This window comes from Escherichia sp. KTE172, assembly GCF_000408845.1.
Lineage (GTDB): Bacteria > Pseudomonadota > Gammaproteobacteria > Enterobacterales > Enterobacteriaceae > Escherichia > Escherichia coli.
In genome coordinates, this window is sequence record NZ_KE137316.1 from 4,685,741 (window position 1) to 4,711,857 (window position 26,117).

General features: G+C 49.3%; 25 protein-coding genes and 2 tRNA genes. 16 read left to right on the forward strand and 11 right to left on the reverse strand.

The genetic code is table 11. From position 1 onward, the window contains the following. The first annotated feature begins 253 nt into the window (after positions 1 to 253). The 3 genes from sucC to G434_RS02220 all read left to right on the forward strand — a co-directional run bounded on the left by sucC (position 254) and on the right by G434_RS02220 (position 3,860). On the forward strand, positions 254 to 1,420 hold the full coding sequence (gene sucC, locus G434_RS02230; protein ID WP_001048602.1) for an ADP-forming succinate--CoA ligase subunit beta: 1,167 nt from the start codon (positions 254 to 256) through the stop codon (positions 1,418 to 1,420). Continuing rightward, positions 1,420 to 2,289 carry a succinate--CoA ligase subunit alpha gene (sucD, locus tag G434_RS02225; protein WP_000025458.1) on the forward strand — a complete coding sequence of 290 codons (870 nt, stop codon included), beginning with the start codon at positions 1,420 to 1,422 and terminating at the stop codon, positions 2,287 to 2,289. The genes sucC and sucD overlap by 1 nt, the downstream gene beginning before the upstream one ends. Before the next feature lie 665 nt (positions 2,290 to 2,954). Next, a complete protein-coding gene (locus tag G434_RS02220) occupies positions 2,955 to 3,860 on the forward strand; it encodes a LysR substrate-binding domain-containing protein (RefSeq protein ID WP_001214259.1) in 906 nt (301 codons plus the stop codon). 33 nt (positions 3,861 to 3,893) lie between these two features. Here G434_RS02220 and cobO read toward each other — a convergent pair whose 3' ends face one another. The 11 genes from cobO to G434_RS02170 form a co-directional block, all read right to left on the reverse strand. Beyond that, complete coding sequence (gene cobO / locus G434_RS02215) at positions 3,894 to 4,496, reverse strand: cob(I)yrinic acid a,c-diamide adenosyltransferase (protein ID WP_000388207.1); 603 nt, start codon at positions 4,494 to 4,496, stop codon at positions 3,894 to 3,896. A gap of 9 nt (positions 4,497 to 4,505) precedes the next feature. Next, positions 4,506 to 6,158 carry a class I fumarate hydratase gene (locus G434_RS02210; protein WP_000042475.1) on the reverse strand — a complete coding sequence of 551 codons (1,653 nt, stop codon included), beginning with the start codon at positions 6,156 to 6,158 and terminating at the stop codon, positions 4,506 to 4,508. Positions 6,159 to 6,265: 107 nt separating this feature from the next. Next, positions 6,266 to 7,546 (reverse strand): dicarboxylate/amino acid:cation symporter, encoded by a 1,281-nt coding sequence (locus G434_RS02205; RefSeq protein ID WP_000724204.1) that lies wholly within the window; start codon positions 7,544 to 7,546, stop codon positions 6,266 to 6,268. 160 nt (positions 7,547 to 7,706) lie between these two features. After that, the gene (locus tag G434_RS02200) at positions 7,707 to 8,024 is read right to left on the reverse strand and encodes a DUF4387 domain-containing protein (protein WP_000813947.1); all 318 of its coding nucleotides are present in this window, start codon (positions 8,022 to 8,024) and stop codon (positions 7,707 to 7,709) included. Next, positions 8,021 to 9,391 (reverse strand): acyclic terpene utilization AtuA family protein, encoded by a 1,371-nt coding sequence (locus tag G434_RS02195; RefSeq protein ID WP_000124259.1) that lies wholly within the window; start codon positions 9,389 to 9,391, stop codon positions 8,021 to 8,023. The genes G434_RS02200 and G434_RS02195 overlap by 4 nt, the downstream gene beginning before the upstream one ends. A gap of 3 nt (positions 9,392 to 9,394) precedes the next feature. Further along, positions 9,395 to 10,636 carry a methylaspartate ammonia-lyase gene (locus tag G434_RS02190; RefSeq protein WP_000695027.1) on the reverse strand — a complete coding sequence of 414 codons (1,242 nt, stop codon included), beginning with the start codon at positions 10,634 to 10,636 and terminating at the stop codon, positions 9,395 to 9,397. Then, entirely contained in the window at positions 10,636 to 12,081 is a 1,446-nt protein-coding gene (locus G434_RS02185) for a methylaspartate mutase subunit E (protein WP_000423334.1), read from the reverse strand. Before G434_RS02185 ends, G434_RS02190 begins: the two co-directional genes overlap by 1 nt. A gap of 18 nt (positions 12,082 to 12,099) precedes the next feature. Continuing rightward, on the reverse strand, positions 12,100 to 13,488 hold the full coding sequence (gene glmL / locus G434_RS02180) for a methylaspartate mutase accessory protein GlmL (RefSeq protein ID WP_001167707.1): 1,389 nt from the start codon (positions 13,486 to 13,488) through the stop codon (positions 12,100 to 12,102). Further along, entirely contained in the window at positions 13,488 to 13,937 is a 450-nt protein-coding gene (gene glmS / locus G434_RS02175; protein ID WP_000710394.1) for a methylaspartate mutase subunit S, read from the reverse strand. The genes glmL and glmS overlap by 1 nt, the downstream gene beginning before the upstream one ends. 547 nt (positions 13,938 to 14,484) lie before the next feature. Beyond that, positions 14,485 to 14,907 carry a hypothetical protein gene (locus G434_RS0126180; protein ID WP_000613115.1) on the reverse strand — a complete coding sequence of 141 codons (423 nt, stop codon included), beginning with the start codon at positions 14,905 to 14,907 and terminating at the stop codon, positions 14,485 to 14,487. Positions 14,908 to 14,987: 80 nt separating this feature from the next. Next, on the reverse strand, positions 14,988 to 15,932 hold the full coding sequence (locus G434_RS02170) for a hypothetical protein (RefSeq protein WP_001305591.1): 945 nt from the start codon (positions 15,930 to 15,932) through the stop codon (positions 14,988 to 14,990). Between the two features lie 805 nt (positions 15,933 to 16,737). On the opposite strand from G434_RS02170, the gene cydA reads away from it, so the two are divergent. The 13 genes from cydA to G434_RS02105 all read left to right on the forward strand — a co-directional run bounded on the left by cydA (position 16,738) and on the right by G434_RS02105 (position 26,117). Next, the gene (gene cydA / locus G434_RS02165) at positions 16,738 to 18,306 is read left to right on the forward strand and encodes a cytochrome ubiquinol oxidase subunit I (protein ID WP_000884361.1); all 1,569 of its coding nucleotides are present in this window, start codon (positions 16,738 to 16,740) and stop codon (positions 18,304 to 18,306) included. Positions 18,307 to 18,321: 15 nt separating this feature from the next. Further along, a complete protein-coding gene (gene cydB, locus G434_RS02160; protein WP_000568275.1) occupies positions 18,322 to 19,461 on the forward strand; it encodes a cytochrome d ubiquinol oxidase subunit II in 1,140 nt (379 codons plus the stop codon). Positions 19,462 to 19,475: 14 nt separating this feature from the next. After that, positions 19,476 to 19,589, forward strand: coding sequence for a cytochrome bd-I oxidase subunit CydX (cydX, locus tag G434_RS02155; protein ID WP_000270282.1), 114 nt, complete (start codon positions 19,476 to 19,478; stop codon positions 19,587 to 19,589). Next, positions 19,589 to 19,882, forward strand: coding sequence for a cyd operon protein YbgE (ybgE, locus tag G434_RS02150; protein WP_000034602.1), 294 nt, complete (start codon positions 19,589 to 19,591; stop codon positions 19,880 to 19,882). The genes cydX and ybgE overlap by 1 nt, the downstream gene beginning before the upstream one ends. 149 nt (positions 19,883 to 20,031) lie before the next feature. Further along, on the forward strand, positions 20,032 to 20,436 hold the full coding sequence (ybgC, locus tag G434_RS02145; RefSeq protein ID WP_001098384.1) for a tol-pal system-associated acyl-CoA thioesterase: 405 nt from the start codon (positions 20,032 to 20,034) through the stop codon (positions 20,434 to 20,436). Beyond that, positions 20,433 to 21,125 (forward strand): Tol-Pal system protein TolQ, encoded by a 693-nt coding sequence (gene tolQ / locus G434_RS02140; protein ID WP_000131314.1) that lies wholly within the window; start codon positions 20,433 to 20,435, stop codon positions 21,123 to 21,125. The genes ybgC and tolQ overlap by 4 nt, the downstream gene beginning before the upstream one ends. 3 nt (positions 21,126 to 21,128) lie before the next feature. Continuing rightward, a complete protein-coding gene (gene tolR, locus G434_RS02135; RefSeq protein ID WP_000090097.1) occupies positions 21,129 to 21,557 on the forward strand; it encodes a colicin uptake protein TolR in 429 nt (142 codons plus the stop codon). Between the two features lie 64 nt (positions 21,558 to 21,621). After that, the gene (gene tolA, locus G434_RS02130) at positions 21,622 to 22,887 is read left to right on the forward strand and encodes a cell envelope integrity protein TolA (protein ID WP_000030646.1); all 1,266 of its coding nucleotides are present in this window, start codon (positions 21,622 to 21,624) and stop codon (positions 22,885 to 22,887) included. Positions 22,888 to 23,019: 132 nt separating this feature from the next. Further along, positions 23,020 to 24,312, forward strand: coding sequence for a Tol-Pal system beta propeller repeat protein TolB (tolB, locus tag G434_RS02125; RefSeq protein ID WP_001295307.1), 1,293 nt, complete (start codon positions 23,020 to 23,022; stop codon positions 24,310 to 24,312). A 34-nt stretch (positions 24,313 to 24,346) separates the two neighbouring features. After that, entirely contained in the window at positions 24,347 to 24,868 is a 522-nt protein-coding gene (gene pal / locus G434_RS02120; RefSeq protein ID WP_001295306.1) for a peptidoglycan-associated lipoprotein Pal, read from the forward strand. Between the two features lie 9 nt (positions 24,869 to 24,877). Then, on the forward strand, positions 24,878 to 25,669 hold the full coding sequence (gene cpoB / locus G434_RS02115) for a cell division protein CpoB (RefSeq protein ID WP_000097587.1): 792 nt from the start codon (positions 24,878 to 24,880) through the stop codon (positions 25,667 to 25,669). A gap of 164 nt (positions 25,670 to 25,833) precedes the next feature. Next, a tRNA-Lys gene (locus tag G434_RS02110) sits at positions 25,834 to 25,909 on the forward strand. A 135-nt stretch (positions 25,910 to 26,044) separates the two neighbouring features. Continuing rightward, a tRNA-Val gene (locus tag G434_RS02105) sits at positions 26,045 to 26,117 on the forward strand.

A 26,117-nucleotide genomic window follows, 5' to 3' on the forward strand; every position in this document is an offset into this window, starting at 1 on the left:
TGTAGACCGGATGAGGCATTATCGCCTTCTCCGGCAATTGAAGCCTGATGCGACGCTGACGCGTCTTATCAGGCCTACGGGGACCATCAATGTAGGTCGGATAAGGCGCTCGCGCCGCATCCGACACGCGATGCCTGATGCGACGCTTGCGCGTCTTATCAGGCCTACGGGTGACCGACAATACCCGGAAGCGATACGAAATATTCGGTCTACGGTTTAAAAGATAACGATTACTGAAGGATGGACAGAACACATGAACTTACATGAATATCAGGCAAAACAACTTTTTGCCCGCTATGGCTTACCAGCCCCGGTGGGTTATGCCTGTACTACTCCGCGCGAAGCAGAAGAAGCCGCTTCAAAAATCGGTGCCGGTCCGTGGGTAGTGAAATGTCAGGTTCACGCTGGTGGCCGCGGTAAAGCGGGCGGTGTGAAAGTTGTAAACAGCAAAGAAGACATCCGTGCTTTTGCAGAAAACTGGCTGGGCAAGCGTCTGGTAACGTATCAAACAGATGCCAATGGCCAACCGGTTAACCAGATTCTGGTTGAAGCAGCGACCGATATCGCTAAAGAGCTGTATCTCGGTGCCGTTGTAGACCGTAGTTCCCGTCGTGTGGTCTTTATGGCATCCACCGAAGGCGGCGTGGAAATCGAAAAAGTGGCGGAAGAAACTCCGCACCTGATCCATAAAGTTGCGCTTGATCCGCTGACTGGTCCGATGCCGTATCAGGGACGCGAGCTGGCGTTCAAACTGGGTCTGGAAGGTAAACTGGTTCAGCAGTTCACCAAAATCTTCATGGGCCTGGCGACCATTTTCCTGGAGCGCGACCTGGCGCTGATCGAAATCAACCCGCTGGTCATTACCAAACAGGGCGATCTGATTTGCCTCGACGGCAAACTGGGCGCTGATGGCAACGCACTGTTCCGCCAGCCTGATCTGCGTGAAATGCGTGACCAGTCGCAGGAAGATCCACGTGAAGCACAGGCTGCACAGTGGGAACTGAACTACGTTGCGCTGGACGGTAACATCGGTTGTATGGTTAACGGCGCAGGTCTGGCGATGGGTACGATGGACATCGTTAAACTGCACGGCGGCGAACCAGCTAACTTCCTGGACGTTGGCGGCGGCGCAACCAAAGAGCGCGTAACCGAAGCGTTCAAAATCATCCTCTCTGACGACAAAGTGAAAGCCGTTCTGGTTAACATCTTCGGCGGTATCGTTCGTTGCGACCTGATCGCTGACGGTATCATCGGCGCGGTAGCGGAAGTGGGTGTTAACGTACCGGTCGTGGTACGTCTGGAAGGTAACAACGCCGAACTCGGCGCGAAGAAACTGGCTGACAGCGGCCTGAATATTATTGCAGCAAAAGGTCTGACGGATGCAGCTCAGCAGGTTGTTGCCGCAGTGGAGGGGAAATAATGTCCATTTTAATTGATAAAAACACCAAGGTTATCTGCCAGGGCTTTACCGGTAGCCAGGGGACTTTCCACTCAGAACAGGCCATTGCATACGGCACTAAAATGGTTGGCGGCGTAACCCCAGGTAAAGGCGGCACCACCCACCTCGGCCTGCCAGTGTTCAACACCGTGCGTGAAGCTGTTGCTGCTACTGGCGCTACCGCTTCTGTTATCTACGTACCAGCACCGTTCTGCAAAGACTCCATTCTGGAAGCTATTGATGCAGGCATCAAACTGATTATCACCATCACTGAAGGCATCCCGACGCTGGATATGCTGACCGTGAAAGTGAAACTGGATGAAGCAGGCGTTCGTATGATCGGCCCGAACTGCCCGGGCGTTATCACTCCGGGTGAATGCAAAATCGGTATCCAGCCGGGTCACATTCACAAACCGGGTAAAGTGGGTATCGTTTCCCGTTCCGGTACACTGACCTATGAAGCGGTTAAACAGACCACGGATTACGGTTTCGGTCAGTCGACCTGTGTCGGTATCGGCGGTGACCCGATCCCTGGCTCTAACTTTATCGACATCCTCGAAATGTTCGAAAAAGATCCGCAGACCGAAGCGATCGTGATGATCGGTGAGATCGGCGGTAGCGCTGAAGAAGAAGCGGCTGCGTACATCAAAGAGCACGTTACCAAGCCTGTTGTGGGTTACATCGCTGGTGTGACTGCGCCGAAAGGCAAACGTATGGGCCACGCGGGTGCCATCATTGCCGGTGGTAAAGGGACTGCGGATGAGAAATTCGCTGCTCTGGAAGCCGCAGGCGTGAAAACCGTTCGCAGCCTGGCGGATATCGGTGAAGCACTGAAAACTGTTCTGAAATAAATATCTGTAATAAGAAATAGCCCTCGCCGCTTCCCTCTACAGGAATGGCGAAGGGCTGTCGGTTTCGACATGGTTGGCCATCGTATGATGGCCTTTTTTATGCCTTAAATGTTAACCACGGTCGAAATCTGACCGCTGGCTTGACTGCATGGCCACAGCCACTGTGGATTGCCGCAACCGACCGCAAGCCACGAATAAGAACGACGGCGAATTTCGAATCGTTACCTGATGCACTGGCTTCCCAGCGTTTGACCGTAGCGTTAAGTAAATCAACAAAAGCGATGTTCACCGCTTATCGTCAAGTCGTGCCATTTGTCAGCCAGGATCGGGTCTTTACCCCGGATATTGCAGCATCGCAAAAATTCTTAGAGGGATATGCTATAAATCAAAAATAAAATCTTTGTTGATTGTTTATCATAATATCCACAGATATGATAAATGATATCAATTTAATAATTTTCACTTAATGTGATTCCGGATAATTCGAAAGGCGCTGTGCTTTTCGGATTATTATTATCTGATTAAGATATTTGTCACGCCAGGCTTACTGGGTTATAAATGTCAATCATGATTCTTATAAATTATTTATTGCTGCTTTGGTTACCATTACTTCGTAATAAGTAATGTATTTTTGATGGTTTAAACTATTTTTAAGGGACGGCATTATGCGAGGAAAAATACCTAAAACGGAGCTGCTGGTGACTTTTGAGGTCGTCGCACGTCATGAAAGTTATACCAGAGCGGCAGAGGAGTTAGCGTTGACCCAAAGTGCAGTATTCAGACAAGTGAGTGCGCTGGAGGAATTTTTACATACTCCGTTATTTTCACACTCTAAAAAACGTATTTTTCTTAATGATGCAGGGAAGTATTACCTGGGGATAGTAAAAGAAACATTAAATAAGCTGGAACGAGATACCAATACCATTATGACCTGGCAGCCTACGGTTCAGGTTATTGAACTTGCCGTGAATCCTACGTTTAGTACCCACTGGTTAATCCCAAATTTACATGAATTCACAAAGTTACATCCCGATATTATTGTTAATATTCACTCTTTAGCTAATAACGGCGATTTTCTTAATCGGGAGTACGATGCTGTCATTATGCGCGAAAATTTTTGCGCGCCCTGGGCGGAAGTAGAATATCTCTTTGAAGAGGAGATTTTGCCGGTATGCAGCGGCAGTTTGCTTGCAATGTCCGATCAAAAACTGTCAGTGGCAGAACTGCTTACAGAATTACCACTTCTGCATCAAAGTACCCGTATTACTGGCTGGGAAGAGTGGTTTGCCTTATCTGGCGTTAGCAGTCCGCTAGTCAACAACGGACCACGTTTCGATTTGCTTTCAATGCTGATTGCCGCCGTGCGCTCGAATCTCGGCGTGGCGCTGTTACCACGTTTCGCTATTCAACATGATTTGGATAGTGGCGATATGGTGATCCCCTGTGATGTGCCTATTCGTACCGGTAACCGTTTTATTATGACGTGGCAGGAAGAGAAGTTTGACTCACCGCACTTGCAGCAATTTCGTGAATGGTTGCTGGCGAAATCGGTTGTACCGCAGGAGATGTAAAACCTGCGCCTGGCGGGATGCCAGGCGCAGTTATTACCAGTCGATGCCCGGCTGGGCCTGAATGCCGTTATCAAAAGCATGTTTGACGGGGCGGATTTCGCTGACCGTATCTGCCATTTTTAATATCTGACTGTGGCAACCGCGTCCGGTGACAATGACACTTTGTTGTGCCGGGCGGTTTTGCAGAGAAGCGATCACTTCTTCGGTATCCAGATAATGGTAAGCCAGCATATAGGTCAGCTCATCAAGCACCACTAAGTCGTAACGCTTGTCAGCCAGCATCCGTTTGCTTTCCGACCAGACCTCTTTCGCCGCGTCGATATCCGCTTGCCGGTTCTGTGTCTCCCAGGTAAAACCGGTTCCCATAATATGAAACTCAACCCCGAGCGGCTGGAGAAGGTTGTATTCGCCGTTGTCCCATTGTCCCTTGATGTACTGCGCAACCCCCACCGTTTTGCCATGACCCACCGCGCGCGTCACAGTACCAAACGCGGCAGTGGATTTCCCTTTGCCATTGCCGGTGAAAACAATCAAAATCCCTTTTTTCTCTATCGCCGCCGCGACGCGCGTATCGACCTGTTCCTTCAATTTCTGCTGGCGCTGCACATGCCGTTCAGTTGAAATTCGCGCTTCCATTCATTTTCCTTAATGTCCCGCAGGGCAACTGGCGCAGCGGTGTTGCTGCTCAAACTGACTAAAGAAATTATTGCCTTTATCATCTACCAGGATGAATGCGGGCAGATTTTCCACTTCCATCATCCACACCGCTTCCATACCCAGCTCCGGGTATTCCAGGCAACGCAGACTTTTGACATATTCTTGCGCCAGTAACGCAGCTGCACCGCCAATACTTCCCAGATTGAAGCCGCCATGTTTGTGACAGGCATCGGTGACCTGCTGGCTGCGGTTACCTTTCGATAACATTACCAGACTGCCGCCAGCAGCCTGGAAGGTATCGACATAACCGTCCATTCGACCGCCCGTGGTTGGACCCAGTGAACCGCAGGCCATGTTCTCCGGTGTTTTCGCCGGGCCAGCGTAATAGACAATATGATGCTTCAGGTAATCCGGCATCGGTTCGCCGTTATCCAGCCGCGCTTTTATTTTGGCGTGGGCGATATCGCGTGCCACTACGATGGGACCACTTAACGACACGCGGGTGCCTACCGGTAATCTGGCGAGATCCTGCATCACGTCACGCAACGGACGGTTTAGATCCAGTTGTACATGTTGCGCGTGATTTTCTTCCCGCAGTGAGGCTGGAATATATTGCCCCGGATTGTGTTCGAGTTTTTCCAGCCAGATACCGTGCTTGTTAATTTTTGCTTTGATATTGCGATCGGCAGAACAGGAGAGCGCCATAGCTATCGGGCAGGAGCCACCGTGACGCGGCAGACGAATGACGCGAATATCATGAGCGAAATATTTACCTCCAAATTGCGCACCAATACCAAATTGCTGACTGGCCTCGAGCAATACTTTTTCCAGCTCAATATCACGGAATGCTTGTCCTTGCTCGTTTCCGCTGGTGGGCAAATTGTCGTAATATTTCGTTGAGGCCAGCTTGGCAACTTTTAAGGTTTGATCGGCTGAAAGCCCTCCGACGACAAAGGCGATGTGGTAAGGCGGGCAGGCAGCGGTGCCCAGCGATTTCATTTTTTCGATTAAAAATGCGGTCAGTTTTTCTGGTTGCAATAAGGATTTGGTTTCCTGATAAAGCGCGGCTTTATTGGCAGAGCCGCCCCCTTTATTAACACAGAGAAAATGGTACTCATTACCAGCGACAGCGCTGATATCAATCTGCGCCGGGAGATTGGTTTGCGTATTGACTTCGGTATACATATCCAGCGGCGCATTTTGTGAAAAGCGCAGATTATTTTCCTGGAAAGTACTGTAAATGCCTTTGCTTAAGGCTTCAGCGTCGTTACCTCCCGTCCATATCTGTTGCCCTTTACTGGCAACAATAGTTGCGGTGCCGGTATCCTGACAGTTGGGTAATACCCCTTTTGCTGAGACTTCAGCATTACGTAATAACTGCAACGCAACGTATTTATCATTACTACTGGCCTGCGGATCGTTAAGAATGCTGGCGACCTGTTGCAAATGAGCGGAACGTAAGAAAAAAGAGGCTTCATAAAATGCCTGCCGGGCAAGCAGCGTTAATGCTTCAGGAGCGATTTTTATCACTTCTTCGCCGTCTAATTCCGTTACTGTAATATGTTGATCGCTAATTAATGTATATTCTGTACCGTCTTTATTTTGTAGAAACGGTTCTTGCCAGATAAATGGTTTGGACATATTTCACTTTTCACCTTAAACGTTAGTTTTACTTAATTGCCGTCTAACTTCATGATCCGGCTTATAAAAATGCGTAGTCATTGGCTTCTGATTGCTTAAGATCCCCCTCAGGGCAGAGCAACGTTCGATTCATTGGGTTTTAATGCTTTACCCCGACAGCCCTCGCCGAAATGTTCGCCTTCCCACCGACTCACCATCGCAGCGCCCATTGCGTTGCTCATGACGTTTGTCGCTGAACGCCCCATATCAAGGAACGGATCAACGCCCATCAGCAAGATCAGCCCCGCTTCCGGAATATTGAACTGGTTGAGCGTGGCGGCGATAACCACCATTGAGGCGCGTGGTACGCCAGCCATTCCTTTCGAGGTCAACATCAGGATCAACAGCATGGTGATTTGCTCACCGATGGATAAATGGATATTGCAGGCCTGGGCGATGAAAACTGTGGCGAAGGAGCAGTAGGCCATTGATCCAACGAGATTAAATGAGTAGCCAATGGGTAAGACAAAGCTGGCAATTTTGGGGGAAACGCCAAATTGCTCCAGTTTTTCAAGCGTTCCCGGAAAAGCCGCTTCAGAACTGGATGTGGTAAATGCCAGCAGGGCGGGTTCCGAAAGGGCGCGGGTCAGGCGTCTGATGCAGGGGCCAACATAAACGATGGCCAGACCGATAAGCAGCACCCAAAGTAATAACATGGTGAAATAAAATTCACCCATAAAGATCCCGGCGCTCACCATAACTGCCAGTCCTCGTTCAGCAATCAATGCTGAAATAGCAGCGAATACGGTCAGGGGAGCGAAGAGCATGACGTAGCCAGTGAGCTTTAACATGGCATGTGCCAGCGAATCTAAGGCGTGAACGATGGCGCTGCCTTTCTCGCCAATCGCCGTCAGGCTACAGCCGAGGAAAATTGAGAACACCACGATTTGCAAAATTTCATTGTGCGCCATGGCATCGACAATGCTGGTGGGGAAAGCATGCGAAATAAATACTTTTAGCGTAAAGGGTTCTGACGCGACCACTCCGGTGGTTTCGGCTCCGTGTGCAACAAAATTAATTCCTGTGCCTGGCATGAAGAAATTTACTGTTATCAAGCCTAAGGCAATTGACAGCAATGAGGCGCAAATAAATAAAAAGAGTGTTTTAGAAAAAATACGACCAAGGGCTTTGGCATCTCCCATTTTAGCTATACCTACCACCAGGGTAGAGACCACTAACGGAGCGATAATCATTTTTATCAGTCGTAAGAAAATCGTCGTGAATATCGATATTTCTTGCGCATAGAGTTTTGCGGTTTCCGGTGAAGCAGTGTTATTGAGCACTACGCCGATAATCATTCCAAGTACCAGCGCCAAAAGAATCATCGTGGTTAAACTTATTTTCTTCATTTTTTCCTCCATCAGGTGCACCGCGATAAATCAGAATCAGGAGAAGTAGATGCCCGAATAGAGATTCAGGCATCTACCTGCTATTACAACCTTACAAATAGCTGAAGTGTTGAACTGCAATAAGTGACGGGATGTCAGTTGGCTAAAAGTGTTCGGATTTTTACAAATCGAAACTCATATTTAATAAAGGTGCATGTTGCTGTGCGCCATAGACATCATTGTCACCTACATTCCCGGAGATAATATCTCGTGGCATGACGATTTTTACTGCGTTAGAAGGATCAAACCAGACAATACGGTGAATAAAGTCAGGTTCAACATGATATAAGCGCGCGATCAGTTCTGGGGTTAATTGCCCTGATGATTTAACTCGCTCATAGTTTTCTTTCGTTTTAAATAAAATATCTAAAACCAGTTCGTAAGGTCCGGCATTTTTCGAACGAATGACTTGCGCCAGTGAGACAATTGACTGTTTCATGCCTGAACTCCTTCTGGCGTCACCTGTTCAATATGGAAATCAAAACGCAGAGCGTCGTTGGCTTCAATCAGGTGATATATGGAAAATTCGTATACTGGCCCGCCCTGGATATCAGAAGGGGAGAACGGGAACGCCAGGTTGCCTGCGGTAGCGATGCGGTTTTCATAGCCGTAGTGCAGCATAGTAGAGCGCACCAGCGAGCAAACGCTGTTGGCAATCTCCTGGGTCGGTGCAACTACATCAAGGACAATCCCCAGCTCATGCCCGGCAGTTTGCATCGGTTCATGGTCGCCCATCACCCCGTTTTTGCCGTACAGGTGGAAATTGATGTGAATGCTGTCATCGTCGAGCGACAGGTTACGCGAAACGCTGGTTTTGACTTCATCGATGATTTTATCGATCCCGGCGATCATGATCGGGTCGCGCGTTCCGGCGATGGTCAGACAGCGGAAGCCCACCCGTCGCGCACCTTCCAGTTTCAGGGAATACGGCGTTTCTTCATGCTTAGAACCGCTGACGTACACTTCGCTGTCATTGACCGCTTTAAATGTGCAGCCTTTCAGGTTCAACACGCCGCCAGGTCCAGGCAGGAAGTAGGGATCGGATTTCTCATACAGTGTGTGTGCAGCCGCTGACGTTTCGGTAAATTTACGCTTCGGATTAAATGTCTTCAGCGTAAAGCCGTTGTCATCAATGATGCCCATCGCACAGTCAGAGCCTGAGCCGGGCGTTGCGGCGATTGCCGCGCATTCAAGGATTTTCCCACAATGCAGCGCCAGACCTTCATCAAAGCCTTGCATGATCGGAAGCGCAGCAAAGCAGGCCGGGTCGTAAGCGCGCCCGCCCAGCACCACTTGCGCGCCTTCTTTCAGCGCCCGCTGGAAGGGTTCGATGCCCATTTGCGCAACGATATACGTACTTTCGTCAATCGCGTCGTGGGTTAACGGCGGGACAAACTCCAGCGCCGTGATTTTGCCGTTATCCAGCGCCTGGTGGACGATGGCTTTGTCAACGTCTGCCGGGATCAGCGCCATTGAGAACGAGAGGTGCTCTTCCTGGGCAATCTCATGAATTATTTCTCGGCACCACTCCAGGTGTGGTGCGGCACCAGAACCGCCAGCCGTTCCGATCACCACCGGTATATTATTTTGCACGCCTGCGGTGATCATATAGCGCAGATCGCGCTTGACCCCTGCGCGATCGGTAAACGGTTTGCCTGCCCCGAGGTAGTGGGGGCCTGGATCGGAAGAGCCTGCATCAACGGCGATCAGATCGGGCGATTCTGCCATCGCTTTACGGAAGCTCTCTTCCGGGAATCCATACCCGAGGATTGCCGTTGGCGATAACACTTTAAAAGAACGAGCCATTTGTTAATCCTTAGCCTGCAACAGCGCGATAGTACGATTCATTTCGTTGAAGACGATATCGAGGCCTTCGTCAAAGCCCATCCCTGGCTTTACCAGCATACGCATAGGGCGAGCGGCAAGGGCGACGTGGACACAGGTGCGGGCACTGACATCAGTTTCATTGCAGGTGCCGCCCTGGTACGCTTCCATGCTGTGGCTATTGCAGTAAAGAACCGCATCGACGATGTTGTGAATACTGCCCAGATCCGGGGTTTTGATTTGCACCATGTGACAACTGGCGGCATCAGTAAAATCAACAATATCCTGGTAGGTGTTACACCATTCATCGGCCACAATTTTCACGCCGGAACCGAGGCGCGTCAGCTCTTTGGTAATCGCGGTCAGCAGGCGAATTTGATCGGGCTTGTTACCGGCATCGACCGGCCCTTCAATGTAGAGCGGCAGGCCTTGCGCTTCTTTTTCCAGGCTGGCGATGTATTGCGCACAGCGAAGCGGATCCATATCGAAGATCAGACCGATAGTGCCGTATACATCGATGTGCAGGGTAGGGTGGTAGCGTGCGCTGGTGCGCTTGCTCAGAATACGATCCGACAGCCAGCGGACATATTCGCGCAGTTTTTCACCTTTAAAGCCTAGTTTCTCTTCGACGTTATTAATCAGTGCATGGGGCAGCACGTCGATGCCCTTAAGGATCATCTTATCGACGGCGATATATCGATCGTCACCGCTCTGACCAAATAATGGAATGGATTCCGCCACGCGTGGCAACTGCCATTCATCGCAAACTACTTCAGTTTTCAGACGGCCGGTTGCCAGCGCGGTAGCATCAAGCAGCGCCTGTGATAATCCGTAGCGCACGGCGGTATGCAGCAAGTTGCCGTCAATACGCAATTTGTCGAAGAAACGGGCATTCGGCAGGAAAGCATCCACATCGCGGCCTACCAGTAATGGCTTGATATGGTCGTTGAGAAACGGAATAAAGTGCTCAGCGAGGAACAGTGGATCGCGACCACCTGCCCCGGAATACTGTACGGCAGCACAGTCACCTACGGCGACCGCGCCGTTTTCCAGAATCAACTGTACCGATACGCACTCCCCGGCCTGACGAACGGCGTTAAACCCCTGTGTTACCGGCTCCCCGGTATAAAAAAAGCCGTCATGACCCGCTCCGTTTTTTATCGCCTGCTGGTCATCGAAATAGAATGAGGAGTAGCCAGCGGTGAACAGGGCCTGTTTTATTTTCATTATGGTCTTCCTATTAATTTACTGTGGGATACAGCATTGATGTCATCTACAACCATCTGGAATGTCGGTTGGCGTCCTTCAAAGCGTGCGCGTTCAGCAACGTAATCGTGGTGGAGGTCGAGAATATCTTTTGGCAATGGAACGGCTCCAGCTTCCAGTACGCGTATCGCGCCGGTGTTGTCACGGACCGGAAGAATTTTGCCCGCGTTACACGCGGCTGGTGCAAACGGCACATCCAGTACGCCCGCTTCAAATGCCAGCACCGTACCGCGCGCAATATCACCATTACCCAGTTCGAACACTTTATTCAGTACTGCGCGAACCTCGCTCTTAATCAGTTCAATTTCCAGTTCAACCGCAGGGCACGGCGGGAATTTCTGCTCGTTGACCATGTTGAGCATCTGGCGGGAGGCTTTCAGCCCCTGAATGTTGGCAGCGGCAGTCGGGATACCCCAGGCTTCGTGCGGGCTTTTGGTGATGACTTTGGTGGCACCAGACATCCCCGCGACGGCTGCGCCCCAGGAGATAATAGCGAACGCTTTCGATTCGTCTTCCGGAAAGCCGCCCATCCACTGGTGAAACACGGTACTTAATTCATAGTCGGTATAGCCATAGCTCTGAAAATATTCGTGTGCAAGTTCACGCAGAGACTGGATCGCCGCAACATCCTGCGTCAGGCTGCCGACCTGTCCATAACCAACGGTGATAGATTTCACACCCTGTTCCAGCGCCAGCAAGCCTTCGATTATCGCGATAGAGTGCGAGATAAACGGCGGGATCAGCGTACCCGTTAGTGGGCCAAACGGTTCGCGGTTGATGCGGATCCCGTGTTCTTCATACATCCCCATTAAACGGTCGCAGTACTGCCAGTCGCGGATCGATTTTTCCAGCGTTACGCGTTTGGCATACGGAATATTGTAGGAAATGCCGCCGCCTTCATAACTGGTAAAGCCGCTGGCCATCGAGATTTCAGCCAGCAGACGCGCATCTGGCGTGCCGTGGCGGATCTGTAGCGGTTTTTGCAGAGTTTCGGTGAGGCGACGGCAAGCTGCGACGCCGTGGTTAACGACCGGTAAACCGTTCAGTTTAGAGGTTCCGGCTTCGATGGATTTTTTAATCCCTACAGCAGCTTCTTCGTACCGATTCAGACGGGTATATGCATCGATGGTGCTCGGCAGCAGATCGCACTCTTCTTGTAGTGTTTTCAGTAGTTCGATGTGTTCGTCCATCAGCGCCACGCCTGCGCGCGGTTGGCTAAGAGTTTTACCTTCCTTGTCTGCTTTCAGCAGGGCAAGAGAGAAGCGTTTATGCTCAGGAATGGTTTGTTGGTATTTAACGCCATCTTCAAAGTTTTCAACATCCTTGCCGGTTTCCCAGGTTTTCAATACCTGTTGCCGCTCGGTCATGAATTCGTTATGGGTTAATTTCTTATTTCGAAGTTCCATTGATTGCAGCCTTAATTGTTATAGGGTTAAGCATTGAATACTGGTGCGCGCGGCGGCCAGCGGATCGACTCTGGCGACGTTTGCCAGCAGTGGTAATAGCCCCCGGGAATCGCGGTAATATTCAAATTCGGTCGGTAAGAGAATGCGTTTACCGTCGTCGTTTAACTCGCGGTATTTCAACCAGTGATGCATATCGAACTGACTGGCACGCGAGAGCCATCCGCCGGATCCCACGACTTTACGCACGGTTGTCAGGTCTCGTCCCATCTGTAAATCGACATTGCCGACGCAGGTGCAGACCTCTTTTTTGGTGCCCGCATGTCTTTCGGTGGCATAACCCACACACAGTCCGGCCAGGACGGTATCGAAATATTTTTCTTCTGCATTCGCGGGTAAGTAGTCGGGATGAGCGACTAGATGGCGGAGGTAATGATAAAAAGCGTCCAGCTGTGCGGGTTGCTGAGCAAAATTCACATTGACTAACTCTTTCGCACTTTCACCAACCACCATTGCCGAGACGCGCATTCCCAGATCGCCTTCCACCGTCCGTTTTACGAAGGGTTCCGGTACGCCATGTAAAACAGTGTCGGGCGAGAGCGTGTTGGCACAGGCGGAATAGACATCGGTGGTTGCGCCGCCCATGTCGATCAGCATGAACTCTTTCCAGCTGTGATCGACGTTACTGATTGCCTTAACCAGTTCAAAGACCGTCCATGGTGTCGGCATTGGTTCTTCGCCTGTTTTATCAACAATGACATCCAGCCCTTTCCCTTTAACGATGCGTTTAAGGAATATGTCGCAGATAGCCTGGCGTGCAGCTAAAGGGTTCGGATGGTCAAGATCGGGCAGAACGTTGTCGACGATGGTCAGGTCTTTATGCCCGAGGATCTCCTGCACCTCGTCCTGAATATCCCGGTTTCCGGCATAAATAATGGCGCAGTCGAGTTTGGATTCTGCCAACACACGGGCGTTATTCAGTCCGTAGCTTTCTTCTCCGCCATCGGTGCCGCCGGTGAATAAGAGAATATCGGGCTGCGTTTCTTCCAGTGCCTGGATATCACGGCGGTTCAGCTTGTAGGCGTAATATTGCGCAATTTTAGCACCCGCAGAGTGAGCGGTTACTTTCGCGGTTTCCAGGGTGATAGAAGGCACCAATCCCATTGCGGCAACCGCCAGCCCACCTTTGGCAGAGGAGGAATACTTCAATGCAACCTCACCACTGTTTAACAGGGGGAGGGCATCATCTACGTTTAACACCTGGTCCAGGCTGGAGAAAAACCCCTTCGCCAGATGATGGGTGGTGGTTGGGGTCAGAACGTGGTTAACCAACGTTAACGCGTCCCCCTCCCGGGTGAAGAGGGCTGCTTTGGTCCACGTCGAACCAATATCGACAGAGACGATTTGCATCAGATTGCCTCTTCAAGAATGCGAGTATCAACGTTATGACGTTGGTTGATATCGTGGGCCATCAGCTGACAAACATCTTCTAAGTCATGACTTGGGGAAAAGACGCGATCAAATCCCATCTCTTTGAACTTGGTTTCCACGTCAGCGAAGTCATGTTTTCCGACCACCAGGTTACCGCCCACATAGAGCAGGATGTTACCCAGCCCACGCTCGATGCAGCGTTCGCGCATGCCCAGACAATCGATATCGCCATGCCCATAGATAGAGGAGACGACAATCGCGTCAGCACCAGTTTCAATGGCAGCATCAATATATTCGTCCTGGCTGACCATTACGCCCAGATTAATAACTCTGAAGTCATGGTTGCTAAAAACGCGGTCCAGAACTTTATTGCCTACTGCATGGCAGTCCGCGCCAATAACGCCAATCACAAGTGTTGCTTTCTTCATGGGTAATCCTTTGTAAGACAGAGAGTAAAATAAGTTACACACGTCGTATTTATGGCCGCTCATAACGGCACAGGTTTAATATCACAGGAGTGTCTTTATCTGACCGTAATGTTGCAATTGATCTATTTTCAAAATGTCTTTCGGGAAATGATTGTTTAAAGTGTGTTTTCAAATTCTCATTTTAATTCAGTGTGTTATGTCAACTAATGTCATGAATGTTAAATTTTTAAAATTAACTTGATTTGATGTATTGAGATAATTGTGATCAACTTCTAATTTGCATTTTTGTGACGTGGCTTTAGCCATGAGTAAATGCATTTCATAAAAGTTAAGTCGAATTTCACTGCAATTCATCTCTGCTTAATGTAAAAATAATGTTGAAAATAACAAATAATTAATGATTCATGCGAATTATGACCTTTGTTAGCTCTTTTGATTTTTCGTAAAAAAGAAAAGTACATGAAGGTGCTACCAGTACGAGAAACGTTAATCAAAAGTTTTATTACGTCTGGCAATAACGCAGGCCATTTTTCGCGACAGGAGGGATTTAATCAGTATAATCCTCATACAATAGGTCAGGATTTACAGAACCGTTAACGGGGTTTTGGTGTTGAAATTTAGAAATGGTGGAGTCAATCAATGAAGACAGTATCGAAAAAATGACTGTGTCAGAACTAATTTCAATTAATCCTTCTCGTTGTTGACCAAAAAAGATATTTATCTTGATTTCATTTGTACTACGGCAATCAATATGTAGTAATTTTTGATCGCTGAGATTTTCTGTTTCATAAATGTTTTTGGCGATAGTCGGATGTATTGATGCCAGACATCTGCTCAAATAAGCCAGATCCTTTAGGGAACACCCCGCTGAGTAGAGGATGTCAGAGAATTTTTGTGTGTCAACTGTTGTCTCTGAAGCGTATGTTGCATTGACAGGAAGGGTGTTGAAAGAGATTTGAGATGGGATCATTATTTAAATCTTTCCGTGAGTAATAAAAATTAATCCCCGGGCATTGTTTAGCAATATTTGCCACAGGGAATATATAAAAATTAAAGTATTTGATTGGCATCGGTTAACTGATCAATAACCAGTGCCAGATTGGTAAACATTTTGAAAAAGCGATACTGGCTCGGAATATCTCTTTCAAAGACGAAACATTCAATGTCATTGTTTGAAAAATAAAGGACTAGTGTTGCTGATTCGTCAGGAAAAATATGGAAATATATCTGGTTACCAGAAGGAGGATAGTCCAGAAGAAGGGTATCTTTGCCCGTCACATACCTGTTGTGGTCGTGGATGCTACGCTCACACTTCATTAGAGGTGTCATGATACTCATGTATTCATCTGATGTTAATATATTAAAATCACCATCCATTTTAAAGAAACGATAAAGTAACAGTACATCCTCTTGCGTAACCGGTTCGTTTGTTTTTAGAGGGAAATAAGTGGGAACCAGAAGATGAGGTTCTAATCTATTTTGTTGAGCGCTATAACTAAATTTGAACATAAATTCCGGATCGCTCATCAATTGAGCGACATAATTATGCCTGGCTTCAAAAATTTTAACTTTTATCAGGTTAAATAAGTCTGTTTCGTCATCCTGTATTAAAAGACATTGGCCATAGCAGCCAGGCTTTTTTTCATTATAAGCAGAAACGGTTATTCTGTCAGGAGTGTCAACGTTATATCCAAAAGCCAGATAGTGACCTTCCTCATCGAGATTTGTTTCCAGGTTATTTAAATTCATCACATGAAGTGTTTGCAATGCTGATTCAATGAGCTGTTGACTCTCTGAGGTAAATGTTTCGCGCTGCGTTGTATAAAGTGTATCGATTCCAACGACTATCCGATGTGGGTCAAGGATGGCGGCAATCATCTTTATTACCTGCACAGTCATGGGTGATGTCATTGATTCTTTATCTGTTTTTAGAGGATCATTAGATGGCCAACCTGAGAAGCGATTGACAGCAGAACTGATATTATCAGGACTCATAGCAGCAACCTCATTGTAATCAAGCGAGGCGCTGAGCGTACTCGGCTATAGAAAAACTAACTTGCAAAAATCGCTCATTTTTCATTTATCAGGCGAAAGTGGTCTCTGTTCACTCAGAAACAATCACTCCCGCTAAGTCATACCTGTTTCATCGATACATTTAAGTGATTATTACTAATGAAACAATAACATAACGGGCTTACGGCCGGTGCTCATAAACGCAACAATCAATTAACTTTGATAAAAATATGTTATGTAAAATAGCAACAAATTGGCTAATCTAATCAATTGGTATTATAAAAAGTGGATAAGGCGGTTCTGTTAAATAAAACACTGGTTTTTTATCTATACCTTTTCATTGTAATAATTGTGTTGCATAAATATTTCACAATAAATTAACAATAAAATCACCAATGATCTATGGTTTATACATAATTAACATATTTGGTTGGTTTTGATATAAATCAATTTTTAATTCTTGAAAAAAATCTGCAAAACACGATAAATTGTCGTAGATCAAATTGGTGAGATCGTGACAATTTCGCTATAAATTGATCACTGTCGAAAAATGCAAATTTGCTCAATAAAAACCTGTTTATTGTAAGGATTTTGCGGCGTAATATAATTACGGGATCAATTTGGTTTATTCATTAACATATTTGTAACTTTTTTATCATTGTCTTTTCCTCTTTTGATGAAATGGCAACGATAGAGGCGAGCAAATAATTTTGTATTGGGGCATGCGTGTGACCCTTTCTAACGGGGTTCACTCTCGGAGTCTTCATGCGATGAGCAAGGAGTCATGATGTTAGATATAGTCGAACTGTCGCGCTTACAGTTTGCCTTGACCGCGATGTACCACTTCCTTTTTGTGCCACTGACGCTCGGTATGGCGTTCCTGCTGGCCATTATGGAAACGGTCTACGTCCTTTCCGGCAAACAGATTTATAAAGATATGACCAAGTTCTGGGGCAAGTTGTTTGGTATCAACTTCGCTCTGGGTGTGGCTACCGGTCTGACCATGGAGTTCCAGTTCGGGACTAACTGGTCTTACTATTCCCACTATGTAGGGGATATCTTCGGTGCGCCGCTGGCAATCGAAGGTCTAATGGCCTTCTTCCTCGAATCCACCTTTGTAGGTCTGTTCTTCTTCGGTTGGGATCGTCTGGGTAAAGTTCAGCATATGTGTGTCACCTGGCTGGTGGCGCTCGGTTCAAACCTGTCCGCACTGTGGATTCTGGTTGCGAACGGCTGGATGCAAAACCCAATCGCGTCCGATTTCAACTTTGAAACTATGCGTATGGAGATGGTGAGCTTCTCCGAGCTGGTGCTTAACCCGGTTGCTCAGGTGAAATTCGTTCACACTGTAGCGTCTGGTTATGTGACTGGCGCGATGTTCATCCTCGGTATCAGCGCATGGTATATGCTGAAAGGTCGTGACTTCGCCTTCGCTAAACGCTCCTTTGCTATCGCTGCCAGCTTCGGTATGGCTGCCGTTCTGTCTGTTATTGTTCTGGGTGATGAATCTGGTTACGAAATGGGCGACGTGCAGAAAACCAAACTGGCTGCTATTGAAGCCGAGTGGGAAACGCAACCTGCGCCTGCTGCCTTTACTCTGTTCGGCATTCCTGATCAGGAAGAGGAGACGAACAAATTTGCGATCCAGATCCCTTACGCGCTGGGCATCATTGCAACGCGTTCCGTGGATACTCCAGTTATCGGCCTGAAAGAACTGATGGTGCAGCATGAAGAACGCATTCGTAACGGGATGAAGGCGTACTCTCTGCTCGAGCAACTGCGTTCTGGTTCTACCGACCAGGCGGTTCGTGACCAGTTCAATAGCATGAAGAAAGACCTCGGTTACGGTCTGCTGCTGAAACGCTATACGCCAAACGTGGCTGATGCGACTGAAGCGCAGATTCAACAGGCAACCAAAGACTCCATTCCGCGTGTAGCGCCGCTGTACTTCGCGTTCCGTATCATGGTGGCGTGTGGCTTCCTGCTGCTGGCAATCATCGCGCTCTCTTTCTGGAGTGTCATCCGCAACCGCATTGGCGAGAAAAAATGGCTGCTGCGCGCCGCGCTGTACGGTATTCCGCTGCCGTGGATTGCTGTAGAAGCGGGCTGGTTCGTGGCTGAATATGGCCGCCAACCGTGGGCTATCGGTGAAGTGCTGCCGACAGCTGTGGCGAACTCGTCACTGACCGCAGGCGATCTCATCTTCTCAATGGTGCTGATTTGCGGCCTGTATACCCTGTTCCTGGTGGCAGAATTGTTCTTAATGTTCAAGTTTGCACGCCTCGGCCCAAGCAGCCTGAAAACCGGTCGCTATCACTTTGAGCAGTCTTCCACGACTACTCAGCCGGCACGCTAAGACAGGAGTCGTCAAATGATCGATTATGAAGTATTGCGTTTTATCTGGTGGCTGCTGGTTGGCGTTCTGCTGATTGGTTTTGCAGTCACTGACGGTTTCGACATGGGGGTGGGCATGCTCACCCGTTTCCTCGGTCGTAACGACACCGAGCGTCGAATTATGATTAACTCCATTGCACCACACTGGGACGGTAACCAGGTTTGGCTTATCACCGCGGGCGGCGCTCTGTTTGCTGCCTGGCCGATGGTCTATGCCGCTGCGTTCTCCGGATTCTATGTGGCGATGATCCTCGTGCTGGCGTCTTTGTTCTTCCGTCCGGTCGGTTTTGACTACCGCTCCAAGATTGAAGAAACCCGCTGGCGTAACATGTGGGACTGGGGCATCTTCATTGGTAGCTTCGTTCCGCCGCTGGTGATTGGTGTGGCGTTCGGTAACCTGTTGCAGGGCGTACCGTTCAACGTTGATGAATATCTGCGTCTGTACTACACCGGTAACTTCTTCCAGCTGCTTAACCCGTTCGGCCTGCTGGCAGGCGTGGTGAGCGTAGGGATGATCATTACTCAGGGCGCAACCTATCTGCAAATGCGTACCGTGGGCGAACTGCACCTGCGTACCCGTGCAACGGCTCAGGTGGCGGCACTGGTGACACTGGTCTGTTTCGCACTGGCTGGCGTATGGGTGATGTACGGTATCGATGGTTATGTCGTGAAATCGACAATGGACCATTACGCAGCCTCTAACCCACTGAATAAAGAAGTGGTTCGTGAAGCTGGCGCATGGCTGGTAAACTTCAACAACACGCCAATTCTGTGGGCTATTCCGGCACTGGGTGTGGTTCTGCCGCTGCTGACCATCCTGACTGCACGTATGGATAAAGCCGCGTGGGCGTTTGTGTTCTCCTCCCTGACGCTGGCCTGTATCATCCTGACTGCCGGTATCGCAATGTTCCCGTTTGTGATGCCGTCCAGCACCATGATGAACGCAAGTCTGACAATGTGGGATGCAACATCCAGCCAGCTGACGCTTAACGTCATGACCTGGGTTGCGGTGGTTCTGGTACCGATCATTCTGCTCTACACCGCCTGGTGTTACTGGAAAATGTTCGGTCGTATCACCAAAGAAGATATTGAACGTAACACCCACTCTCTGTACTAAGTAAGGAGCTAAAAATGTGGTATTTCGCATGGATTCTGGGAACGCTTCTTGCCTGTTCGTTTGGGGTAATCACCGCGCTGGCGCTTGAGCACGTCGAATCAGGCAAAGCCGGTCAAGAAGACATCTGATGAGTAAGATTATCGCAACCTTGTATGCGGTAATGGACAAGCGCCCCCTGCGGGCGCTTTCCTTCGTGATGGCGCTTCTGTTAGCAGGATGTATGTTTTGGGACCCATCACGTTTCGCCGCGAAGACCAGTGAACTGGAAATCTGGCATGGTTTATTGCTGATGTGGGCCGTCTGTGCTGGTGTGATTCACGGCGTGGGCTTTCGTCCGCAGAAGGTTCTTTGGCAAGGGATTTTTTGCCCATTGCTTGCCGATATTGTTCTCATTGTCGGGCTGATTTTCTTCTTCTTTTAAATCAGAATTCTCTTTAAAAAATTATGGGCCGCTCCAGGCCCATAAATTTTTACGCTCCCTTAACTTGCCCTCATTCCCAAACCTCAATCGCGCGCGTATAGTAGCAGCGTTTAAAAGCTCTAACTTTTGTTGCATTACCGGGATGTAAAGTGAATACAACGCTGTTTCGATGGCCGGTTCGCGTCTACTATGAAGATACCGATGCCGGTGGTGTGGTGTACCACGCCAGTTACGTCGCTTTTTATGAAAGAGCACGCACAGAGATGCTGCGTCATCATCACTTCAGTCAACAGGCGCTGATGGCTGAACGCGTTGCCTTTGTGGTACGTAAAATGACGGTGGAATATTACGCACCTGCGCGGCTCGACGATATGCTCGAAATACAGACTGAAATAACATCAATGCGTGGCACCTCTTTGGTTTTCACGCAACGTATTGTCAACGCCGAGAATACTTTGCTGAATGAAGCAGAGGTTCTGGTTGTTTGCGTTGACCCACTCAAAATGAAGCCTCGTGCGCTTCCCAAGTCTATTGTCGCGGAGTTTAAGCAGTGACTGACATGAATATCCTTGATTTGTTCCTGAAGGCTAGCCTTCTGGTTAAACTTATCATGTTGATTTTGATTGGTTTTTCAATCGCATCCTGGGCCATTATTATCCAGCGGACCCGTATTCTTAACGCAGCGGCGCGTGAAGCCGAAGCGTTTGAAGATAAATTCTGGTCTGGAATCGAACTCTCTCGCCTCTATCAAGAGAGCCAGGGGAAACGGGATAATCTGACTGGTTCGGAACAAATCTTTTACAGCGGGTTCAAAGAGTTTGTGCGCCTGCATCGTGCCAATAGCCATGCGCCGGAAGCCGTAGTGGAAGGGGCGTCGCGTGCTATGCGTATCTCCATGAACCGTGAACTTGAAAATCTGGAAACACACATTCCGTTCCTCGGTACGGTTGGCTCCATCAGCCCGTATATTGGTCTGTTTGGTACGGTCTGGGGGATCATGCACGCCTTTATCGCCCTCGGGGCGGTAAAACAAGCAACACTGCAAATGGTTGCGCCCGGTATCGCAGAAGCGTTGATTGCGACGGCAATTGGTCTGTTCGCCGCAATTCCGGCGGTAATGGCTTATAACCGTCTCAACCAGCGCGTAAACAAACTGGAACTGAATTACGACAACTTTATGGAAGAGTTTACCGCGATTCTGCACCGCCAGGCGTTTACCGTTAGCGAGAGCAACAAGGGGTAAGCCATGGCCAGAGCGCGTGGACGAGGTCGTCGCGATCTCAAGTCCGAAATCAACATTGTACCGTTGCTGGACGTACTGCTGGTGCTGTTGCTGATCTTTATGGCGACAGCGCCCATCATCACCCAGAGCGTGGAGGTCGATCTGCCAGACGCTACTGAATCACAGGCGGTGAGCAGTAACGATAATCCGCCAGTGATTGTTGAAGTGTCTGGTATTGGTCAGTACACCGTGGTGGTTGAGAAAGATCGCCTGGAGCGTTTGCCACCAGAGCAGGTGGTGGCGGAAGTGTCCAGCCGTTTCAAGGCCAACCCGAAAACGGTCTTTCTGATCGGTGGCGCAAAAGATGTGCCTTACGATGAAATAATTAAAGCACTGAACTTGTTACATAGTGCGGGTGTGAAATCGGTTGGTTTAATGACGCAGCCTATCTAAACATCTGCGTTTCCCTTGCTTGAAAGAGAGCGGGTAACAGGCGAACAGTTTTTGGAAACCGAGAGTGTCAAAGGCAACCGAACAAAACGACAAGCTCAAGCGGGCGATAATTATTTCAGCAGTGCTGCATGTCATCTTATTTGCGGCGCTGATCTGGAGTTCGTTCGATGAGAATATAGAAGCTTCAGCCGGAGGCGGCGGTGGTTCATCCATCGACGCTGTCATGGTTGATTCAGGTGCGGTAGTTGAGCAGTACAAACGCATGCAAAGCCAGGAATCAAGCGCGAAGCGTTCTGATGAGCAGCGCAAGATGAAGGAACAGCAGGCTGCTGAAGAACTGCGTGAGAAACAAGCGGCTGAACAGGAACGCCTGAAGCAACTTGAGAAAGAGCGGTTAGCTGCTCAGGAACAGAAAAAGCAGGCTGAAGAAGCCGCAAAACAGGCCGAGTTAAAGCAGAAGCAAGCGGAAGAAGCGGCAGCGAAAGCGGCGGCAGATGCTAAAGCGAAGGCCGAAGCGGATGCTAAAGCTGCGGAAGAAGCTGCGAAGAAAGCGGCTGCAGACGCGAAGAAAAAAGCAGAAGCAGAAGCCGCCAAAGCCGCAGCCGAAGCGCAGAAAAAAGCCGAGGCAGCCGCGGCGGCACTGAAGAAGAAAGCGGAAGCGGTAGAAGCAGCTGCAGCTGAAGCAAGAAAGAAAGCGGCAACTGAAGCTGCTGAAAAAGCCAAAGCAGAAGCTGAGAAGAAAGCGGCTGCTGAAAAGGCTGCAGCTGATAAGAAAGCGGCAGCAGAGAAAGCTGCAGCCGACAAAAAAGCAGCAGAAAAAGCGGCTGCTGAAAAGGCAGCAGCTGATAAGAAAGCAGCGGCAGAAAAAGCCGCCGCAGACAAAAAAGCGGCAGCTGCAAAAGCAGCAGCTGAAAAAGCCGCTGCAGCAAAAGCTGCCGCAGAGGCAGATGATATTTTCGGTGAGCTAAGCTCTGGTAAGAATGCACCGAAAACGGGGGGAGGGGCGAAAGGGAACAATGCTTCGCCAGCCGGGAGTGGTAATACTAAAAACAATGGCGCATCAGGGGCCGATATCAATAACTATGCCGGGCAGATTAAATCTGCTATCGAAAGTAAGTTCTATGACGCATCGTCCTATGCAGGCAAAACCTGTACGCTGCGCATAAAACTGGCACCCGATGGTATGTTACTGGATATCAAACCTGAAGGTGGCGATCCCGCACTTTGTCAGGCTGCGTTGGCAGCAGCTAAACTTGCGAAGATCCCGAAACCACCAAGCCAGGCAGTATATGAAGTGTTCAAAAACGCGCCATTGGACTTCAAACCGTAATCGCGATGCTGACTGTTCCGACGGTCAACATCAGGCACCGGTTGCCACGGGGTTCTGGTAGTTTTGTGTATTTTAGTTTGTTAACATTCTGCTAAATTATCGTGGGCCATCGGTCCAGATAAGGGAGATATGATGAAGCAGGCATTACGAGTAGCATTTGGTTTTCTCATACTGTGGGCATCAGTTCTGCATGCTGAAGTCCGCATTGTGATCGACAGCGGTGTAGATTCCGGTCGTCCTATTGGCGTTGTTCCTTTCCAGTGGGCGGGTCCTGGTGCAGCACCTGAAGATATTGGCGGCATCGTTGCTGCCGACTTGCGTAACAGCGGTAAATTTAATCCGTTAGATCGTGCTCGTCTGCCACAGCAGCCGGGTAGTGCGCAGGAAGTACAACCAGCTGCATGGTCTGCGCTGGGGATCGACGCAGTGGTTGTCGGCCAGGTCACTCCGAATCCGGACGGCTCTTACAATGTTGCTTATCAACTTGTTGACACTGGCGGCGCACCGGGTACTGTACTTGCTCAGAACTCGTACAAAGTGAACAAGCAGTGGCTGCGTTATGCTGGTCATACCGCCAGTGACGAAGTATTTGAAAAACTGACCGGCATTAAAGGTGCTTTCCGTACCCGTATTGCCTACGTTGTTCAGACCAACGGCGGTCAGTTTCCGTATGAACTGCGCGTATCTGACTATGACGGTTACAACCAATTTGTCGTTCACCGTTCACCGCAGCCGCTGATGTCTCCGGCGTGGTCACCAGACGGTTCTAAACTGGCTTATGTGACCTTCGAAAGCGGTCGTTCCGCGCTTGTCATCCAAACGCTGGCAAATGGCGCTGTACGTCAGGTGGCTTCATTCCCGCGTCACAACGGTGCACCTGCATTCTCGCCAGACGGCAGCAAACTGGCATTCGCCTTGTCGAAAACCGGTAGCCTGAACCTGTACGTAATGGATTTGGCTTCGGGTCAGATCCGCCAGGTGACGGATGGTCGCAGTAACAATACCGAACCGACCTGGTTCCCGGACAGCCAGAATCTGGCATTTACTTCTGACCAGGCCGGTCGTCCGCAGGTTTATAAAGTGAATATCAACGGCGGTGCGCCACAACGTATTACCTGGGAAGGTTCGCAGAACCAGGATGCGGATGTCAGCAGCGACGGTAAATTTATGGTAATGGTCAGCTCCAATGGTGGGCAGCAGCACATTGCCAAACAAGATCTGGCAACGGGAGGCGTACAAGTTCTGTCGTCCACGTTCCTGGATGAAACGCCAAGTCTGGCACCTAACGGCACTATGGTAATCTACAGCTCTTCTCAGGGGATGGGATCCGTGCTGAATTTGGTTTCTACAGATGGGCGTTTCAAAGCGCGTCTTCCGGCAACTGATGGACAGGTCAAATTCCCTGCCTGGTCGCCGTATCTGTGATAATAATTAATTGAATAGTAAAGGAATCATTGAAATGCAACTGAACAAAGTGCTGAAAGGGCTGATGATTGCTCTGCCTGTTATGGCAATTGCGGCATGTTCTTCCAACAAGAACGCCAGCAATGACGGCAGCGAAGGCATGCTGGGTGCCGGCACTGGTATGGATGCGAACGGCGGCAACGGCAACATGTCTTCCGAAGAGCAGGCTCGTCTGCAAATGCAACAGCTGCAGCAGAACAACATCGTTTACTTCGATCTGGACAAGTACGATATCCGTTCTGACTTCGCTCAAATGCTGGATGCACACGCAAACTTCCTGCGTAGCAACCCGTCTTACAAAGTCACCGTAGAAGGTCACGCGGACGAACGTGGTACTCCGGAATACAACATCTCCCTGGGTGAACGTCGTGCGAACGCCGTTAAGATGTACCTGCAGGGTAAAGGCGTTTCTGCAGACCAGATCTCCATCGTTTCTTACGGTAAAGAAAAACCTGCAGTACTGGGTCATGACGAAGCGGCATACTCCAAAAACCGTCGTGCGGTACTGGTTTACTAAGAGAATTGCATGAGCAGTAACTTCAGACATCAACTATTGAGTCTGTCGTTACTGGTTGGTATAGCGGCCCCCTGGGCCGCTTATGCTCAGGCACCAATCAGTAGTGTCGGCTCAGGCTCGGTCGAAGACCGCGTCACTCAACTTGAGCGTATTTCAAATGCTCACAGCCAGCTTTTAACCCAACTCCAGCAACAACTCTCTGATAATCAATCCGATATTGATTCCCTGCGTGGTCAGATTCAGGAAAATCAGTATCAACTGAATCAGGTCGTGGAGCGGCAAAAGCAGATCCTTTTGCAGATCGATAGCCTCAGCAGCGGTGGTGCAGCGGCGCAATCAACCAGCGGCGATCAAAGCGGTGCGGCGGCATCAACGACGCCGACAGCTGATGCTGGTACTGCGAATGCTGGCGCGCCGGTGAAAAGCGGTGATGCAAACACGGATTACAATGCAGCTATTGCGCTGGTGCAGGATAAATCCCGCCAGGATGACGCAATGGTGGCATTTCAGAATTTCATCAAAAATTACCCTGATTCAACTTACCTGCCAAACGCCAATTATTGGCTGGGTCAGTTAAACTACAACAAGGGTAAAAAAGATGATGCGGCGTATTATTTTGCTTCGGTAGTGAAAAACTATCCGAAGTCACCGAAGGCTGCAGATGCGATGTTTAAAGTCGGCGTCATCATGCAGGACAAAGGTGACACCGCAAAAGCGAAAGCCGTATACCAGCAGGTTATCAGTAAATACCCTGGTACTGATGGCGCTAAACAGGCGCAAAAACGTCTGAACGCGATGTAATGCATAACACACGACCAGAAGTCGCATTATTTCTGGTCGTGTCGTGCGAATCATAAGCAGTTGAGTGATCTGCATCGAAATTTTTGTTGCGCTCAAGTCTGAAATCAGTAATATATGCCGCCGTTGCCACGGGATATCAAACAAACCGAAAGCAACGAAAAAGTGGGTCGTTAGCTCAGTTGGTAGAGCAGTTGACTTTTAATCAATTGGTCGCAGGTTCGAATCCTGCACGACCCACCAATCGCTAAGGTGGAAGCGGTAGTAAAACGTGAAGGATAACGTTGCGTCAGCAACGGCCCGAAGGGCGAGACGAAGTCGAGTCATCCTGCACGACCCACCACTAACATAGTTAGTTGTAGTATCCAGCGCAGTATCGGGTGATTAGCTCAGCTGGGAGAGCACCTCCCTTACAAGGAGGGGGTCGGCGGTTCGATCCCGTCATCACCCA

Coding starts and splice junctions, on each gene's coding strand:
- glmS (WP_000710394.1), bottom strand. CDS start 13,937: ATGAAGAAAGCAACACTTGTGATTGGCGTTATTGGCGCGGACTGCCAT.
- tolB (WP_001295307.1), top strand. CDS start 23,020: ATGAAGCAGGCATTACGAGTAGCATTTGGTTTTCTCATACTGTGGGCA.
- cpoB (WP_000097587.1), top strand. CDS start 24,878: ATGAGCAGTAACTTCAGACATCAACTATTGAGTCTGTCGTTACTGGTT.
- G434_RS02170 (WP_001305591.1), bottom strand. CDS start 15,932: ATGAGTCCTGATAATATCAGTTCTGCTGTCAATCGCTTCTCAGGTTGG.
- sucD (WP_000025458.1), top strand. CDS start 1,420: ATGTCCATTTTAATTGATAAAAACACCAAGGTTATCTGCCAGGGCTTT.
- cydB (WP_000568275.1), top strand. CDS start 18,322: ATGATCGATTATGAAGTATTGCGTTTTATCTGGTGGCTGCTGGTTGGC.
- pal (WP_001295306.1), top strand. CDS start 24,347: ATGCAACTGAACAAAGTGCTGAAAGGGCTGATGATTGCTCTGCCTGTT.
- G434_RS02185 (WP_000423334.1), bottom strand. CDS start 12,081: ATGGAACTTCGAAATAAGAAATTAACCCATAACGAATTCATGACCGAG.
- cobO (WP_000388207.1), bottom strand. CDS start 4,496: ATGGAAGCGCGAATTTCAACTGAACGGCATGTGCAGCGCCAGCAGAAA.
- ybgE (WP_000034602.1), top strand. CDS start 19,589: ATGAGTAAGATTATCGCAACCTTGTATGCGGTAATGGACAAGCGCCCC.
- glmL (WP_001167707.1), bottom strand. CDS start 13,488: ATGCAAATCGTCTCTGTCGATATTGGTTCGACGTGGACCAAAGCAGCC.
- sucC (WP_001048602.1), top strand. CDS start 254: ATGAACTTACATGAATATCAGGCAAAACAACTTTTTGCCCGCTATGGC.
- cydX (WP_000270282.1), top strand. CDS start 19,476: ATGTGGTATTTCGCATGGATTCTGGGAACGCTTCTTGCCTGTTCGTTT.
- G434_RS02195 (WP_000124259.1), bottom strand. CDS start 9,391: ATGGCTCGTTCTTTTAAAGTGTTATCGCCAACGGCAATCCTCGGGTAT.
- G434_RS02210 (WP_000042475.1), bottom strand. CDS start 6,158: ATGTCCAAACCATTTATCTGGCAAGAACCGTTTCTACAAAATAAAGAC.
- cydA (WP_000884361.1), top strand. CDS start 16,738: ATGTTAGATATAGTCGAACTGTCGCGCTTACAGTTTGCCTTGACCGCG.
- G434_RS0126180 (WP_000613115.1), bottom strand. CDS start 14,907: ATGATCCCATCTCAAATCTCTTTCAACACCCTTCCTGTCAATGCAACA.
- tolR (WP_000090097.1), top strand. CDS start 21,129: ATGGCCAGAGCGCGTGGACGAGGTCGTCGCGATCTCAAGTCCGAAATC.
- G434_RS02205 (WP_000724204.1), bottom strand. CDS start 7,546: ATGAAGAAAATAAGTTTAACCACGATGATTCTTTTGGCGCTGGTACTT.
- G434_RS02200 (WP_000813947.1), bottom strand. CDS start 8,024: ATGAAACAGTCAATTGTCTCACTGGCGCAAGTCATTCGTTCGAAAAAT.
- G434_RS02220 (WP_001214259.1), top strand. CDS start 2,955: ATGCGAGGAAAAATACCTAAAACGGAGCTGCTGGTGACTTTTGAGGTC.
- G434_RS02190 (WP_000695027.1), bottom strand. CDS start 10,636: ATGAAAATAAAACAGGCCCTGTTCACCGCTGGCTACTCCTCATTCTAT.